Below are 16183 nucleotides of genomic sequence, written 5' to 3' on the forward strand. Positions count from 1 at the left end.
CGCGGCCGAATCCGGCGGTGCCCCCTACGTGACCCCGCTGGTGCGGAAACTGGCCGCCGAGAACAACATCGACTTGTCCACGGTGACCGGCACCGGGGTGGGCGGGCGTATCCGCAAGCAGGACGTGCTGGCCGCGGCGCAACCGGCACAGCCAGCCGCAGCCGCAGCCGCGGCGCCGGCCCAGCCCGCGCCCGTCGGCCCGGCAGCCAAAGCCGCGGCCACCGCGGCCCCGGCCCTGGCGCATCTGCGCGGAACCACGCAGAAGGCCACCCGGATCCGTCAGATCACCGCCAACAAGACCCGGGAATCCCTGCAGGCCACCGCCCAGCTGACCCAGACCCACGAAGTCGACATGACCCGGATCGTGGGCTTGCGCACCCGGGCCAAGGCCTCGTTCGCCGAACGCGAAGGCGTGAACCTGACCTACCTGCCGTTCATCGCCCGGGCCGTCATCGACGCCCTCAAGATCCACCCGAACGTCAACGCCAGCTACAACGAGGACACCAAGGAGATCACCTACTACGACGCCGAACACCTCGGGTTCGCCGTCGACACCGAGCAGGGTCTGCTGTCGCCGGTGATCCACAACGCCGGTGACCTGTCGCTGGCCGGGCTGGCCCGGGCGATCGTCGACATCGCCGCCCGGGCGCGGTCGAACAAGCTCAAGCCCGACGAGTTGTCCGGGGGCACCTTCACCATCACCAACATCGGCAGCCAGGGCGCCCTGTTCGACACCCCGATCCTGGTGCCGCCCCAGGCCGCCATGCTGGGCACCGGCGCCATCGTCAAACGCCCGCGGGTGATCGCCGACGAGGCGGGCAACGAGTCCATCGGCATCCGCTCGATCAGCTATCTGCCGCTGACCTACGATCATCGGCTCATCGACGGCGCCGACGCCGGCCGCTTCGTCACCACCGTCAAGCAGCGGCTCGAAGAAGGGGCCTTCGAGGCCGACCTGGGTTTGTAGGACGGTGACTCACGGCGATTCCGCGGCCGACAAGGCCGTTGTCGCCATCGCCGGCTCGTCGGGGCTCATCGGTTCGGCCCTGGCCTCGGCGCTGCGCGCCGCCGATCACCGCGTCCTGCGCATCGTGCGCCGTACCCCGGCGAATTCCGAAGAGCTGCACTGGAATCCCGAAAGCGGCGAGCTGGACCCCGACGCGCTCGCCGACGTCGACGTCGTGGTCAACCTGTGCGGGGTCGGCGTCGGCTCCAGCAGATGGTCGGGGGCGTTCAAACAGAGCCTGCGCGACAGCCGGATAGCCCCGACCGAGGTGCTGGCCGCCGCCGTAGCCGTCGCCGGGGTCGGCACCCTGATCAACGCCAGCGCGGTCGGCTACTACGGCGATTCCGGCGACCGGATCGTCGACGAGAACGACCCGGCGGGAACGGGTTTCCTGGCGCAGCTGTGCGTGGACTGGGAAGCGGCGACCTTCCCGGCCCGGTACTGCGGCGCCCGCGTGGTGCTGGTGCGCACCGGGGTGGTGCTGGCCCCGGCGGGCGGCGCGCTGCGCATGATGCGACCGCTGTTCTCGGCGGGCCTCGGCGCCCGGCTGGGCGGTGGCCGCCAGTACATGCCGTGGATCAGCCTCGAAGACGAGATCCGGGCGCTGCTGTTCGCCATCTCCCATCCCGAGCTGTCCGGGCCGGTGAACCTGACCGGGCCCGCGCCGGTGACCAACGCCGAATTCACCACCGCATTCGGCCGTGCGGTCAACCGCCCCACACCGCTGGCGCTGCCGGGTTTCGCGGTCCGCGCGGCCCTCGGGGAATTCGCCGACGAGGGCCTGCTCGCCGGGCAGCGCGCCATCCCTACCGCGCTGGAGCGCGCCGGATTCCGGTTCCACCACAACACCATCGGTGAGGCCCTGGGGTATGCGACCGCCCGCCGCCTCCGGGATTGACCGCCACCCGAGCCCCGGCGACGCCGCCCGTCCGGCGGCATCGGGTGTAGGGGTAGCGTCGCCGGTGTGAGGCGATCCATCCGCTCCGGCACCGCCGCGGTCCAGGTGCGCAACCTTGGCATTCTCGACTACCGGGCGGCCTGGGATATGCAACGCGAGCTGGCGGATGCCCGGGTTGCCGGCGGCCCGGACACCCTGCTGCTACTGGAACATCCGGCGGTCTACACCGCGGGGCGGCGCACCCAAGCCCAGGAGCGCCCGGTCGACGGCACCGCGGTGATCGACACCGACCGGGGCGGCAAGATCACCTGGCACGGCCCCGGCCAGCTGGTCGGCTATCCGGTGATCGGTCTGGCCGAGCCGCTCGACGTGGTCGACTACGTGCGACGCATCGAGGAAGCGCTGATCAGCGTGTGCGCGGAGTTGGGGCTGGCCGCGGGCCGGGTCGACGGCCGCTCCGGGGTCTGGGTCGACGGCCGGCCGGCCCGCAAGGTGGCGGCCATCGGCGTGCGGGTGGCCCGCGCCACCACACTGCACGGGTTCGCCATCAACTGCGACTGCGATCTGTCCGCGTTCACCACCATCGTGCCCTGCGGCATCAGCGACGCCGAGGTGACGTCGCTGTCGGCGGAACTGGGCCGCCGGATCGGTGTCGACGAGATGCGCTCGACGGTGGCCCGCGCTGTCTGCGACGCCCTCGACGGTGTGCTGCCGGTGGGCGAGCATGCTGCCGTCCCAGCCATCCCCGCAGCCGGCCCGGCTGAACCCGCCGCCCCGGCCCCCGGCCGCCGGCCGCGGCCCGAACTGGCCCTAGACTGACGAGGTGACTGTCGCGGAGAGACCGGATGCCGGCGCCTCCGTGTCACCGCCCCCGGGCCGGCGGCTGTTGCGCCTGGAGGTGCGCAACTCCCAGACTCCGATCGAGCGCAAACCTCCCTGGATCAAGACGCGGGCCCGCATGGGGCCGGAGTACACCGAGCTCAAGGGACTGGTCCGGCGCGAGGGGCTGCACACGGTGTGCGAAGAGGCCGGCTGCCCCAACATCTTCGAATGCTGGGAGGACCGGGAGGCCACCTTCCTGATCGGCGGCGACCAGTGCACCCGGCGATGCGACTTCTGCCAGATCGACACCGGCAAGCCCGGTGAACTGGACCGCGACGAACCGCGCCGCATTGCCCAGAGCGTGCACACCATGGGGCTGCGGTACGCCACCGTCACCGGCGTCGCACGCGACGACCTGCCCGACGGCGGTGCCTGGCTGTACGCCGAAACGGTGCGCGCCATCAAGGAACTCAACCCGGCCACCGGGGTCGAACTGCTGATCCCCGACTTCAACGGTGATCGGGCCCGCCTCGCCGAGGTCTTCCGAACACACCCCGAAGTGCTGGCACACAACGTCGAAACCGTGCCGCGGGTGTTCAAACGGGTCCGCCCGGCGTTCTCCTACCGGCGCAGCCTGGATGTGCTGACGGCGGCCCGCGATGCCGGCCTGGTCACCAAGAGCAACCTCATCCTGGGCCTGGGCGAGACGTCCGAGGAGGTGCGTGCCGCACTCGTCGACCTGCACGCCGCCGGCTGCGACATCGTCACCATCACCCAGTACCTGCGGCCCTCCCCCCGGCACCATCCGGTGCGGCGCTGGGTCACCCCGGACGAATTCGTCGAGCTGTCACACTACGCCGAGGAGCTGGGATTCGCCGGAGTGCTGGCCGGCCCGCTGGTCAGGTCATCGTACCGGGCCGGGCGGCTCTACGAGCAGGCTAGCGGCGCGCGAACCCCGGCTGCCGACCTGCCGGCGCCTGCCCGCCCTTCCTGACTTCCGTATCCTTGACGACTATGGCCAAACCTCGAACCGCCGCTGAAACCAAGGCCGCCAAGGCTGAAGCCAAAGCCGCGCGCAAAGCCGCTTCCAAGGAACGCCGAGCCCAGTTGTGGCAGGCGTTCAACATGCAGCGCAAGCAGGACAAGCGCCTGCTGCCCTACATGATCAGCGCGTTCGTCCTGGTGGCGGGGTCGTCGGTGGCACTCGGCGTCTGGGCCGGCGGGATGAGCATGATCTTCATGACCCTGCTCGGGTTGACGCTGGCCGGCCTGGTGGCGTTCATCATCTTCGGTCGCCGAGCCCAGCGCAGCATGTACCGCCAAGCCGAAGGCCAGGCCGGTGCGGCGGGCTGGGTGCTGGACAACATGCGCGGCAAGTGGCGGGTCACTCCGGGTGTGGCGGCGACCGGCCATTTCGACGCGGTGCACCGGGTGATCGGGCGTCCCGGCGTGATCTTCGTCGGCGAGGGTTCGGCCAACCGGGTCAAGCCGCTGCTGGCCCAGGAGAAGAAGCGCACCGCCCGGCTGGTCGGCGACGTGCCGATCTACGACATCGTCATCGGCAACGGCGACGGCGAAATCCCCCTGGCCAAGCTGGAGCGGCACCTGACCCGGCTGCCGGCGAACATCAGCGCCAAACAAATGGACTCACTCGAGTCGAGGCTGACCGCACTGAATTCGCGGGCCGGGGCAGGCGTCCTGCCCAAAGGGCCGCTGCCCAACTCCGGCAAGATGCGCGGCGTCCAGCGCACCGTGCGTCGCAAATAAGACCGCGAGCGTAACGCAGCTGCGACTTGGGGCGCCGGATTTCGCACTGGCGTTACGCTCGCGAAGCAGACACTCAGCGTCGCAGCACGACAGTGCTGGTCAGGCGGTCCTGCAGGCCGCGCCCGTCGAAGTCGGTGAACAGCGGCGGAACCACCAGAAAGATCAGCAGCACACGAGCCAGCGCCCGCCCGATGCTGATCGGCAACCGGCCGTCCACCGCCCCCACCTGCAGGCCCAGCGCCAGTTGCCCGAAGGTGAAGCCGAACAGCCGCACGCCCACCACACCGAGCACCAGCCAGATGCCCACCTGGGCGTTGACCCACGCGTCCGAGGCCATGCCCCGGCTGGCCAGCACCGCCACACCTCCGGCGATCAGCCAGTCCACCAGCAGGGCCGCCAGCCTGCGACCCATCGGGGCCACCGAACCCGATCCCGACGGCGGCAGGCCGAGTATTTCGCCTGGGTGGCGCGGCCGCGACTCCGACGTCATCGGCTCGGGCCGGCCGCCGGTGATGCACACCACCCCGACGGGCCGCCGAACCTCAGCGTGCGATCGGCTACCATCTGATCTGCCATGGCCTTCACAATAGGGTCCCGCATCAGGGCCCACACCGGCACCGGCCACCGGCCACCGGCCACCGGCCCGGGATCGTCTCCGGGTGGTTAGCTACGTAACGTCTGCGCAACATCGGGTTGACCGGCGGGCAATATCGCCTGCCTAGCGTCGGCCGTGAATCAACAACATAAGGAGCATTCCGTGACGGATAAGACGCCCGACGACGTCTTCAAACTTGCCAAAGACGAGAACGTCGAGTTCGTCGACGTCCGGTTCTGCGATCTGCCCGGCATCATGCAGCACTTCACGATTCCGATTTCCTTCTTCGACGAGGCCGTGTTCGAAGAGGGGCTGGCCTTCGACGGCTCGTCGATCCGCGGGTTCCAGTCCATTCACGAGTCCGACATGCTGCTGCTCCCCGACCCAGCGACGGCGAAGATCGACCAGTTCCGGGAAGCCAAGACGCTGAACCTGAACTTCTTCGTCCACGACCCGTTCACCCTGGAGCCCTACTCCCGCGACCCGCGCAACGTCGCCCGCAAGGCGGAGAACTATCTGATCAGCACCGGCATCGCCGACACCGCCTACTTCGGCGCCGAAGCCGAGTTCTACATCTTCGACTCGGTCAGCTTCGACTCGCGCACCAACGGATCCTTCTACGAGGTCGACGCCATCGCCGGATGGTGGAACACCGGTGCGGCCAACGAAGCCGACGGCAGCCCCAACCGCGGCTACAAGGTCCGCCCCAAGGGCGGCTACTTCCCGGTGGCGCCGGTCGACCACTACGTCGACCTGCGCGACAAGATGCTGACCAACCTGATCAACGCCGGCTTCAGCCTGGAGAAGGGCCACCACGAGGTGGGCACCGGCGGGCAGGCCGAGATCAACTACAAGTTCAACACCCTGCTGCATGCCGCGGACGACATGCAGCTCTACAAGTACATCGTCAAGAACACCGCCTGGGCCAACGGCAAGACCGTCACCTTCATGCCCAAGCCGCTGTTCGGCGACAACGGTTCGGGCATGCACACCCACCAGTCGCTGTGGAAGAACGGCGGCCCGCTGATGTACGACGAGACCGGGTACGCCGGCCTGTCGGACACCGCCCGCCACTACATCGGCGGCCTGCTGCACCACGCACCATCGCTGCTGGCGTTCACCAACCCCACGGTGAACTCCTACAAGCGGCTGGTGCCCGGCTTCGAGGCGCCGATCAACCTGGTCTACAGCCAGCGCAACCGGTCGGCGTGCGTGCGGATCCCGATCACCGGCAGCAACCCCAAGGCCAAGCGGCTGGAGTTCCGCTGCCCCGACGCCTCGGGCAACCCGTACCTGGCGTTCTCGGCGATGCTGATGGCCGGCCTGGACGGTATCCGCAACAAGATCGAGCCGCAGGCGCCGGTGGACAAGGACCTCTACGAACTTCCGCCGGAGGAGGCCGCGAACATCCCGCAGGCCCCCACCCAGCTGGCGGCGGTGATCGACAAGCTCGAGGAGGACCACGAGTACCTCACCGAGGGCGGCGTGTTCACCTCCGACCTCATCGAGACGTGGATCAACTACAAGCGGGACAACGAGATCCTGCCGGTGCAGATCCGGCCCACACCGTATGAGTTTGCGCTCTACTACGACGTATAACAGGACGTGTAGCAGGACGTGTAGCAGTCGAAGGGCGCTGAAGAACGCGGGGTAGAGACAGCCCGCTCGGCAGGCATCACCTGGCCGGGCGGGCTGTCTGCTGTCTGCTGTCCACTCGCGGCCGGCGGCCGGTGACTTTCACTGTGAAGCCACGGCTTTCACTGTGAAGCCACGGCGGAAATATCGCCCAGATCCCCGCCCTCTGCTCACAGTGAAAGCCGTGGGCTCACACTCAAAGCCCTACGTTCACACTCAAAGCCGAGGCCGCACAGCTTCACCGGCATCGCTCCCGCCGGGTCCCGGGCCACTGCCGGCGTTCGACCCTGCTCTTGGCGGCCACGGCGCCGCCACCAGTTCGCCGCCACCAGTTCGCGTCCAGGCCCACCTGAGTTCGGACATTTTGCCTAGTACCCAGGCGTGAGGTCGAATTCGGGGCAGGTGGCTGCGAATCGTTCGCGAGCGTAACGTGGCTGCGATTTCGAGCTCCGGATTTCGCCCTGGCGTTACGCTCGCGAGCAAGCGGGTTGAATCGCCCCGGAGCCATTCGCCTGCGCACACGTCACCACCTCGAAATCGAGTGCAGCGTGCCCACCGGCAACGATCCCTCGGGCCTGGTCGAGCAGAATGCCCAACTCAGCATCGGTATGCGCCGAGCCAAGATGCGCCCGGATCACCGCTTTGCCCTGATCTTTGCGCGCGACCTGCATCGTCGCCGCGCCCGAGGTCGTGCGCGCCTTCCGCACGTATGCCCCCGCGTGAACCTACCCGCCTAGTACCCCAAAAAGGCCACCCGACCACGCGAACCCACAGGTAAAACACCTAGCGAAGCAGAATCTCGGAGACCGTGTCCGAAGTCAGGTTCGACCCTGCTCTTGGCGGCCACAGCGCCGCCACAAGTTCGCGGCCAGGCCCAGTTCGCGGGCGCCCCGACCTCCGCGACCTCCGCGACCTCCCCGACCTCCCCGACTGCGGCGCCGAAGAACCCGGCAGTCTCAGCTCCCGAACACGTTGCGCACCACGACTTTGGCCCGCCTGGTCACGCGCAGGTAGTTGTCCAGGAACTCCCCGCCGTCGTCGTTGTGCCAGCCCGCGGCCACCGCGACCGCATTGAGCTGGCGTCCCGGGCCCGGCAGCTGGTCGGTGGGCTTGCCCCGGACCAGCACCAGCGCGTTGCGTGCCCCGGTGGCGGTCAGCCAGGCCTGCCGCAACAGGTCGACCTCTTCTTCGCCGACCAGGCCGGCCGAGGCGATAACGTCCAGCGATTGCAGCGTCGAGGTGTTGTGCAGGCCCGGAATCTCGTGGGCATGCCGCAACTGCAGCAGCTGGACCGTCCACTCGATATCGGCCAGTCCGCCCCGCCCGAGCTTCGTATGGGTTTTCGGGTCGGCGCCACGCGGGAGCCGCTCGGACTCGATGCGGGCCTTGATCCGGCGGATCTCGTGCACCGCCTCGGCCGATACACCGTTGGGCGGATACCGGGTCCGGTCGGCCATCAGCAGGAAACGCTGCCCCAACTCCGCGTCGCCGGCCACCGCATGCGCGCGCAGCAGCGCCTGGATCTCCCAGGGCTGCGCCCACTGCGCGTAGTACGCCTCATACGACGCCAGGGTGCGGACCAGCGGGCCGGAGCGGCCCTCGGGCCGCAGGTTGGCGTCGACCTCCAGGGGAGGGTCCACGCTGGGCTCGCCCAGATACTTGCGGACCCGCTCGGCCACCGTCGTCGACCATTTCACCGCCAGCGGATCGGCCACGCCCTCGGCCGGCTCGCAGACGAACATCACGTCGGCATCCGAACCGTAGCTCAGCTCGGCACCCCCCAGCCGGCCCATGCCGATGACCGCGATCGCCGCCGGCGCCCTGCCGTCCTCGGGAAGGCTGGACCTGATCACCACGTTCAGCGCGGCTTGCAGCACCGCCACCCACACCGACGTCAGCGCTGCGCACACCTGGGTGACCTCCAGCATGCCCAACAGGTCCGCCGATCCGATGCGGGCCAGGTCGTGGCGGCGCAGCGTGCGCGCCGACGCGATCGCCCGAGCGGGTTCGTGCTGGCGGCCCGCCGAGGCGACCAGTGCCCGAGCAACCCCGGCTGGGTCGGCCTCCAGCAGCTTCGGCCCGTGCGTGCCGTCCCCGTAGGAGGCGATGACCTCCGGCGCGCGCATCAGCAGGTCCGGCACATAGGTGGAGGTGCCCAACACGTGCATGAGCCGCTTGGCGACGGTGGGCTTGTCCCGCAGCGTCGCCAGGTACCAGCCCTGGGTGGACAGCGATTCGCTCAGCCGCCGGTAGGCCAGCAACCCGCCGTCGGGGTCCGGGGCATAGGACAGCCAGTCGAGCAGCCGCGGCAGCAGCACCGACTGGACGCGTCCCCGCCGGCCGCTAAGGTTGACCAGCGCGGCCATGTGCTTGAGGGCGATCCGCGGTGTCTCGTAGCCGAGTGCGGCCAGCTGGCGTTCGGCGGCTTCGGAGGTCATCGGGTGGCCGGTGATCTGCAGTTCGGCCGGGGCCATCGATTCCAGCAGTGGCTGGTAGAACAGCTTGGCGTGCAGCCGGGACACCCGCACGTTCTGATGTTTGAGTTCGTCGCGCAGCACTCCGGCGGCATCGTTGCGGCCGTCGGGGCGGATGCGGGCCGCCCGCGCCAGCCACCGCACGGCCTCCTCGTCACCCGGGTCCGGCAGCAGGTGGGTGCGCTTGAGCCGCTGCAGCTGCAACCGGTGTTCGAGCAGCCTGAGGAACTCATACGACGCGATCATGTTCGCCGCGTCGTCGCGGCCGATATATCCGCCCGCTCCGAGGGCTGTCAGCGCGTCCACGGTGGACGCCACGTGCAATGAGGAATCGTCGCGGCCGTGCACCAGCTGCAGCAGCTGCGCGGCGAACTCCACGTCTCGCAGGCCGCCGCTGCCGAGCTTGAGCTCGCGGCCGCGCACCTCGGCCGGCACCAGCTGCTCCACCCGGCGCCGCATAGCCTGCACCTCGACCACGAAGTCTTCGCGCTCGCAGGCCACCCACACCATCGGCATCAGCGCCTGCAGGTAGCGTTCGCCCAGCTCGGCGTCGCCGACGGCGGGCCTGGCCTTCATCAGCGCCTGGAACTCCCAGGTCTTGGCCCAGCGCTGGTAGTAGGCCAGGTGTGATTCGACCGTCCGCACCAGTTCACCGTTGCGGCCCTCCGGGCGCAGCCCCGCGTCCACCTCGAAGAACGCCGACGACGCCAGCCGCATCATCTCGCCGGCCACCCGCAGGGTGACCGGATCGGTGCGCTCGCCGACGAAGATCACGTCGACGTCGCTGACATAGTTCAGTTCGCGGGCACCGCATTTGCCCATGGTGATGACGGCAAGGCGCGGGGGTGGGCCGTCGGCGCACACCGTCTTTTCGGCTACCCGCAGCGCGGCCGCCAGTGCGGCGTCTGCGGTGTCGGCGAGCTGCGCGCCGACGGTGGTGTAGGGCACCACCGGCTCGTCCTCGACGGTGGCGGCCAGGTCTAGTGCGGCCAGCACCAGCAGATGGTCGCGGTAGTGCACCCGCAACCGGTGCTCCACCGAACCCGCGCCCGCCGATGACTCCTCGGCGCATGCCACGAACGACTGGAGCATCTGCTCGCGGGAAGGCAGCGCCACCGTACCCCGCAGCAGTTTCCAGGATTGCGGGTTGGCGACGATGTGATCCCCCAGCGCCAGCGACGCGCCCAGTACGGCGAACAGACGTCCGCGCAGCCCGCGGTCGGTGAGCAGCTCCGAATCGAGTTCGTCCCATTGCGCGTCGGGGTTCTCCGAGAGGCGGACCAGCGCGCGCAGGGCGGCGTCGGCGTCGGCCGCCCGGGACAACGCCCAGAGCCGCTCCACGTGGGCCTCGTCGTCGTGTTGGTCCCACCCCAGCTGGGCCAGCCCGTCACCGGCCGAGCCGGCCATCAGCCCGAGCCGTCCGGCGCTGGGCAGCTTCGGGCGCTGCGTCGTCGGCTTGGTCACGACTCCGACGGTATCGCAGTAGCCCGACCGGTCAGGGCCGCCGGCCGCCGGCCGCCGGCTGCCCGGCCGGGTGCGGTGTCACAACTCCCGCGCGGCTACAACGACAGGTAGGAGCGCAACTCGAACGGCGTCACGTGGCTGCGGTAGTTCGCCCACTCCGTGCGCTTGTTGCGCAGGAAGAAGTCGAAGACGTGTTCTCCCAGCGCCTCGGCGACCAGCTCGGAAGATTCCATGGCGCGCAGCGCATTGTCCAGGCTGGACGGCAACTCGCGGTAGCCCATGGTGCGGCGTTCCTCCGAGGTCAGGTCCCAGACGTTGTCCTCGGCCTCCGGTCCCAGTTCGTAGCCCTGTTCCACCCCGCGCAATCCGGCGGCCAGCAGCACCGCATACGTCAGGTAGGGGTTGCACGCCGAGTCCGGGCTGCGCACCTCGACGCGACGCGAGGATGTTTTATGCGGGGTGTACATCGGGACCCGCACCAGCGCGGAGCGATTGGCGGCACCCCAGCTCGCCGCCGTCGGCGCCTCACCGCCGTGCACCAGCCGCTTGTAGGAGTTCACCCACTGGTTGGTGACCGCGCTGATCTCCGCGGCGTGTTCGAGGATCCCGGCGATGAAGGACTTGCCGACGACCGACAACTGCAACGGGTCGTCATCGCTGTGGAAGGCGTTGACGTCGCCCTCGAACAGGCTCATGTGGGTGTGCATAGCCGAACCCGCGTGCTGGCCAAAAGGTTTGGGCATAAAGGTCGCGCGCACCCCTTCCTCCAGCGCGACCTCCTTGATGACGTAGCGGAAGGTCATCACGTTGTCGGCCATCGACAACGCATCGGCGAACCGCAGATCTATCTCCTGCTGGCCGGGGGCGCCTTCGTGATGGCTGAACTCCACCGAGATGCCCATGAACTCCAGGGCGTCGATCGCGTTCCGGCGGAACTTCGACGCCGACTCGTGTACGGCCTGGTCGAAGTAGCCGGCATTGTCGATCGGAACCGGCTCGGCACCCTCTTCGGCCCCGGCCTTGATCAGGAAGAACTCGATCTCGGGATGCACATAGCAGGAGAAGCCCAGTTCACTGGCTTTTTGGAGCTGGCGGCGCAGCACATGCCGCGGGTCCGCCCACGACGGTGAGCCGTCGGGCATGGTGATGTCGCAGAACATCCGCGCCGAGTGATGATGACCGGAGTCGGTGACCCACGGCAGCACCTGGAACGTCGACGGGTCGGGGTGGGCCACCGTGTCCGATTCCGAGACCCGCGAAAATCCCTCGATCGAGGATCCGTCGAAGCCGATGCCCTCTCCGAAAGCCCCTTCGAGTTCGGCGGGGGCGATCGCCACCGATTTGAGGTAGCCGAGCACGTCGGTGAACCACAGCCGGACGAAGCGGATGTCGCGTTCTTCCAGCGTGCGTAGGACGAACTCCTTCTGACGATCCATATCCCGAAACCCTAGGCACGTTCTGTTAAGCCCGTGTTACGGCTACTCGGATAACCCCAGGGAGTCGAGCATTGCCCGCTGACGAGCACCCAACTCCTCATGGGGGAAGTAGCTATTCACCGCCGAGAGCAACTCGTCCCTACGGGTCCAGCCCAGATAGGACACCAGCAGCAGCAGGTCATCACGATCACGGGCAGAGCGCGGTGTGCGCTCCACCCCCTCATTGTGAGCCACGCCTCCGACAATCAGACGTTCGCCAGATCGCGTTCCTCGATGTAAATGCCACGAGCCTTAAACGCCGCCGGCGAACGAACCATCGCCCAGCGGCGAGCCTGCTGATATTCAGGGATGAACCAGCCGAACCCCAATGTGCGACTGTCATCGGTCGCCCACGCCGGAACAGGCAGGCCGTGGTGGTACGCCACATACTCCGCGCTGACCGCCAGGATCGCGTCGAACCGTGCGTCCCCCACCCGTGGCGGTTCCTGCGCAATCAACCGAGCCAGCTCGACTTCCGCATCGCCGACACCGCGAAAGAACTCGAACACCAATTTCAGCCTGTGCTTGTAGCGGGGCTCATCGAGCATCTGCTCGGCGATCTCCCGAAGCGAGAACTGCGCTGCCACGGCTCAATCGTCACTCGACCGGCGGGATCGAGCAACAGAATCCGGCCGTCACTCCCGGCAGCGCAGATTCGGCGGCGGCAGCGTCAGATCCAGGAAATAGCGCACCACCGAGGCGTCCACGCAGTCGTTGCCGTCGAAGACCACGGTGTGCTGGGTGCCGTCGTAGGAAATCAGCGGGCCGCCCAGCTGCCGGGCCAGATCGACGCCCGCCTGGTACGGGGTGGCCGGGTCGTGGGTGGTGGAGACGACGACGACCTTGCCGGGTGGGGCCGGGGCCGCCGTGTGCGGCGTCGAGGTCGCCTGCGCCGGCCACATCGCGCAGATGTCGCGCGGGGCCGAGCCGGTGAACTGCCCGTAGCTGATGAACGGGGCGGCCTCGCGAATCCGGCGGTCGGCCGACACCCACGCCGCCGGGTCCGCCGGTGTCGGCGCGTCGACGCAGCGGATCGCGTTGAAGGCATCCTGGCCGTTGTCGTAGTGCCCCGCCCGGTCGCGACCGTTGTAGTCGTCGGCCAGCAACAGCAGATCACCCGGATCTCCGCCGTGTTGCAGCCCCAGCAGGCCACTGGTCAGGTATTTCCAGTGCTGCGGGGTGTAGAGCGCGTTGACGGTGCCGGTGGTGGCATCGGCATAGCTCAACCCGCGCGGGTCCGACGTCCTGGCTGGTGTGGTAGCCAGGGGGTCGATGAGCGCGTGGTACCTGTTGACCCACTGGGCCGGATCGGTGCCCAGCGGGCACGCCTGCGACCGCGCGCAATCAGCGGCATAGTCGTTGAACGCCGTCTGGAAACCCGCCATCTGGTTGATGGTCTGCTCTATCGGGCCGACCATCGGGTCTATCGCACCGTCGAGCACCATTGCCCGCACATGGGGCGCGAACCGTTCGATGTAGGCGGTGCCCAACTCGGTGCCGTAGCTGTAGCCCAGGTAGTTGATCTGCTCGTCGCCCAGCGCCACCCGGACCATGTCCATGTCCCGGGCCGCCGACGCGGTGCCGATATTGGCCAGGAACGCCTGCCCCATCCGGTCCGCGCAGTGCTGGGCGATGTCGCTGTAGACCTGCTCGATGTGCGCCACCCCGGCCGGGCTGTAGTCCACCATCGGATCACGGCGGAAGGCGTCGAACTCCGCATCGGTGCGGCAGCGCAACTGCGGAGTGGAATGGCCCACGCCCCGGGGGTCGAACCCCACCAGGTCGAAGTGGCTGGCCATCGACGAGCCCTTGATGACCGGCGCCAGGCCGGCGACCAGGTCCACCGCCGACGCGCCCGGGCCGCCCGGGTTCACCAGCAAGGCACCGATCCGCCGACCGGTGGCCGGGATCCGGATGACCGCCAATTTCGCCTGGGCCCCGGCGGGGTTGCCGTAGTCGACGGGCACCGACAGCGTCGCACATTGCGCGTTGGGCACATCGGAGATGTTGGCGACGAATTCGGAGCAGCCGCCCCAGCCCTGTTGTGGGGCGGCTGCGGGAGCGGCCGGGGCCCGAGTCTGGCCGGTGTCCTGTTCGGGAGTCGCGGCGGCGAACGGCAATGCCAACGGTTGGGCGCACAGCACCAGACCCGCCGACAACAGCGCCGAGCTCAACGTTCTCAGGCGCAACATGGCCGAAATCGTCTCACTCAAAAAAACGCCGTGACAGCGCGAAATGGTTACGCCTTGGTCACTTGTTGGTTCCCGCTGCGCGTGTCAGCGCGTCGCCGGGCGCGCGTGATTCAGCCTGCGGCCCCGGTCAGCAGGTGGCCCCGGCGGGCGGTGTCGTGCCGGCGATCAGATAGTCGGCGATGTGCTTGTCGATGCAGTTGTCGCCCTGGAAGACCACCGTGTGCTGGGTCCCGTTGTATGTCAGCAGGGACCCGTGCAATTGTTCGGCCAGATCGACCCCGGCCTGGTACGGCGTCGCCGGATCGTGGGTGGTCGACACGACGATCGTCGGCGGCAGCCCGGGAGCCGAGACCACATGCGGCCGGCTGGTCGGCGGCACCGGCCAGAACGCACAGGTGCCCAAGGGCGCATCGCCGGTGAACTTTCCGTAGCTCATGAAGGGCGCCACCTCGCGGTAGCGGCGATCCTCCTCGATGACCGTGGCGCGGTCGGTGATCGGGGGCTGATCGACGCAGTTGATGGCCACCCGCGCGTCGGTCGAGTTGTTGTAATGGCCCTGTGCATCGCGCCGCATGTACATGTCGGCCAGCGCGAGCAACGTGTCCCCGTGGTCTTCGTCGGCCAGCTCCTTGAGCCCGTCGGTCAGGTGGGACCACAGGTTCGGCGAGTACAGCGCCATGATCGTGCCCACGATCGCATCGCTGTAGCTCAAGCCGCGCTCATCGCGGGTCTTCGCCGGTCTGCCGACTGTCGGGTCATCCGGGTCGACCAGCGGGTCGACCAGGTCGTGGTAGGCGTCGACGGCCTTGGCCGGGTCGTCGCCCAGCGGGCAGCTCTCGTCCTTGGCGCAGTCGGCGGCATAGTCGTCGAAAGCGTCCTGAAAACCCTTGGCCTGCCTCAGATCAGCCTCGACCGGGTCCGCGTTGGGGTCCACGGCGCCGTCCAGGATCATCGCCCGTACGTTCTGCGGGAAGGCCTCTGCGTACGCTGCGCCGATCCGGGTGCCGTAGGAATAGCCGAGATAGGTCAGTTTGTCGTCGCCCAGCGCAGCCCGGATGCTGTCCAGGTCCTTGGCGACACTGACCGTCCCCACGTTCGCCAGGAACTCCTTGCCCATCTTCTCCACGCACCGCTGCACGAACTGCCTGGTCTCGTTCTCGATGCGTGCCACCCCGGCCTCGCTGTAGTCGACCTGCGGTTCGGCCCGCAACCGGTCGTTGTCGGCATCGGAGTTGCACCAGATCGCCGGCCGTGAGGACGACACCCCGCGCGGGTCGAAACCGACCAGGTCGAACCGTTGGCGAACACTGCGGGGAAGGTTCTGAAGCAGACCCAGCGCGGCCTCTATGCCCGACTCGCCGGGGCCGCCCGGGTTGATCACCAGCGAACCGATCTTGTCGCCGGTCGCCGGAAAGCGGATCATCGCAAGCGACGCCGTCCCGGCCTCGGGGTGGTCGTAGTCCACGGGTACCGCGAGCTTGCCGCACATGGCGTGCCCGGGGATCTTCACGCTGGGGTCGGAGCTGCGGCACGGCGTCCACTCCACAGGCTGACCCAGCCGTGGCTCCGCCATGTGCGCCCGCCCGGCGACCACGCGAACACAGCCCGTCGGAACCAGCATCGCGGCGGCCAGAGCAGTCCAGACCAGCAGCAGGCGCGCGATCTTGTCGCGGCGAGTCAGGCACATGGCACCCTATGCTGCCAGAACACCCGCGCGATGCCGGTGCATCGATGGCATGTCTCACACCGGCGCAGCAGTGCATCGGCCCTCCTGGGATGGCAGAATGACGGGGTCAGACGAAACCCGGGGACCGCTGGCGGCCTCGAGGATCGACCCGACCACCCATTGAGGGAC

The 16183-nt window shown here is 68.4% G+C and carries 14 protein-coding genes; 6 read left to right on the plus strand and 8 right to left on the minus strand.

Annotated elements, in window-relative coordinates; all coding sequences use genetic code 11:
- From sucB to ACK5M9_RS11400, 5 genes are all read left to right on the plus strand, one after another.
- Positions 1-967 (plus strand): 2-oxoglutarate dehydrogenase, E2 component, dihydrolipoamide succinyltransferase (sucB, locus tag ACK5M9_RS11380; RefSeq protein ID WP_416893277.1); only part of this gene is annotated, 967 nt, incomplete at its 5' end.
- Positions 968-971: 4 nt separating this feature from the next.
- Positions 972-1904, plus strand: coding sequence for a TIGR01777 family oxidoreductase (locus ACK5M9_RS11385; RefSeq protein ID WP_416893278.1), 933 nt, complete (start codon positions 972-974; stop codon positions 1902-1904).
- Between the two features lie 66 nt (positions 1905-1970).
- Positions 1971-2723 (plus strand): lipoyl(octanoyl) transferase LipB, encoded by a 753-nt coding sequence (lipB, locus tag ACK5M9_RS11390; RefSeq protein WP_416893279.1) that lies wholly within the window; start codon positions 1971-1973, stop codon positions 2721-2723.
- Between the two features lie 40 nt (positions 2724-2763).
- Entirely contained in the window at positions 2764-3720 is a 957-nt protein-coding gene (gene lipA / locus ACK5M9_RS11395) for a lipoyl synthase (RefSeq protein ID WP_416893319.1), read from the plus strand.
- A 20-nt stretch (positions 3721-3740) separates the two neighbouring features.
- On the plus strand, positions 3741-4493 hold the full coding sequence (locus tag ACK5M9_RS11400) for a DUF4191 domain-containing protein (RefSeq protein ID WP_416893280.1): 753 nt from the start codon (positions 3741-3743) through the stop codon (positions 4491-4493).
- A gap of 73 nt (positions 4494-4566) precedes the next feature.
- Here ACK5M9_RS11400 and ACK5M9_RS11405 read toward each other — a convergent pair whose 3' ends face one another.
- Positions 4567-4983, minus strand: a complete 417-nt coding sequence (locus ACK5M9_RS11405) for an RDD family protein (RefSeq protein ID WP_416893320.1) — start codon at positions 4981-4983, stop codon at positions 4567-4569.
- Between the two features lie 267 nt (positions 4984-5250).
- On the opposite strand from ACK5M9_RS11405, the gene glnA (ACK5M9_RS11410) reads away from it, so the two are divergent.
- Entirely contained in the window at positions 5251-6687 is a 1437-nt protein-coding gene (glnA, locus tag ACK5M9_RS11410; RefSeq protein WP_416893281.1) for a type I glutamate--ammonia ligase, read from the plus strand.
- A 503-nt stretch (positions 6688-7190) separates the two neighbouring features.
- Here glnA (ACK5M9_RS11410) and ACK5M9_RS11415 read toward each other — a convergent pair.
- The 7 genes from ACK5M9_RS11415 to ACK5M9_RS11445 all read right to left on the minus strand — a co-directional run bounded on the left by ACK5M9_RS11415 (position 7191) and on the right by ACK5M9_RS11445 (position 16015).
- Positions 7191-7430, minus strand: a complete 240-nt coding sequence (locus ACK5M9_RS11415; protein WP_416893327.1) for a hypothetical protein — start codon at positions 7428-7430, stop codon at positions 7191-7193.
- A gap of 249 nt (positions 7431-7679) precedes the next feature.
- On the minus strand, positions 7680-10604 hold the full coding sequence (locus tag ACK5M9_RS11420; protein ID WP_416893321.1) for a bifunctional [glutamine synthetase] adenylyltransferase/[glutamine synthetase]-adenylyl-L-tyrosine phosphorylase: 2925 nt from the start codon (positions 10602-10604) through the stop codon (positions 7680-7682).
- Positions 10605-10756: 152 nt separating this feature from the next.
- The gene (gene glnA / locus ACK5M9_RS11425) at positions 10757-12097 is read right to left on the minus strand and encodes a type I glutamate--ammonia ligase (RefSeq protein ID WP_416893282.1); all 1341 of its coding nucleotides are present in this window, start codon (positions 12095-12097) and stop codon (positions 10757-10759) included.
- A gap of 42 nt (positions 12098-12139) precedes the next feature.
- A complete protein-coding gene (locus tag ACK5M9_RS11430) occupies positions 12140-12313 on the minus strand; it encodes a hypothetical protein (protein ID WP_416893283.1) in 174 nt (57 codons plus the stop codon).
- A gap of 29 nt (positions 12314-12342) precedes the next feature.
- Positions 12343-12723 carry a hypothetical protein gene (locus tag ACK5M9_RS11435; RefSeq protein WP_416893284.1) on the minus strand — a complete coding sequence of 127 codons (381 nt, stop codon included), beginning with the start codon at positions 12721-12723 and terminating at the stop codon, positions 12343-12345.
- Between the two features lie 48 nt (positions 12724-12771).
- Positions 12772-14337 (minus strand): alpha/beta hydrolase, encoded by a 1566-nt coding sequence (locus ACK5M9_RS11440; protein WP_416893322.1) that lies wholly within the window; start codon positions 14335-14337, stop codon positions 12772-12774.
- A gap of 118 nt (positions 14338-14455) precedes the next feature.
- Positions 14456-16015 carry an alpha/beta hydrolase gene (locus ACK5M9_RS11445; protein ID WP_416893285.1) on the minus strand — a complete coding sequence of 520 codons (1560 nt, stop codon included), beginning with the start codon at positions 16013-16015 and terminating at the stop codon, positions 14456-14458.
- Positions 16016-16183 lie beyond the last annotated feature (168 nt).

This window comes from Mycobacterium sp., from assembly GCF_047975165.1.
GTDB lineage: Bacteria > Actinomycetota > Actinomycetes > Mycobacteriales > Mycobacteriaceae > Mycobacterium.

Coding starts and splice junctions, on each gene's coding strand:
- ACK5M9_RS11400 (WP_416893280.1), top strand. CDS start 3,741: ATGGCCAAACCTCGAACCGCCGCTGAAACCAAGGCCGCCAAGGCTGAA.
- ACK5M9_RS11405 (WP_416893320.1), bottom strand. CDS start 4,983: ATGACGTCGGAGTCGCGGCCGCGCCACCCAGGCGAAATACTCGGCCTG.
- ACK5M9_RS11420 (WP_416893321.1), bottom strand. CDS start 10,604: ATGGCCGGCTCGGCCGGTGACGGGCTGGCCCAGCTGGGGTGGGACCAA.
- glnA (WP_416893282.1), bottom strand. CDS start 12,097: ATGGATCGTCAGAAGGAGTTCGTCCTACGCACGCTGGAAGAACGCGAC.
- ACK5M9_RS11445 (WP_416893285.1), bottom strand. CDS start 16,015: ATGTGCCTGACTCGCCGCGACAAGATCGCGCGCCTGCTGCTGGTCTGG.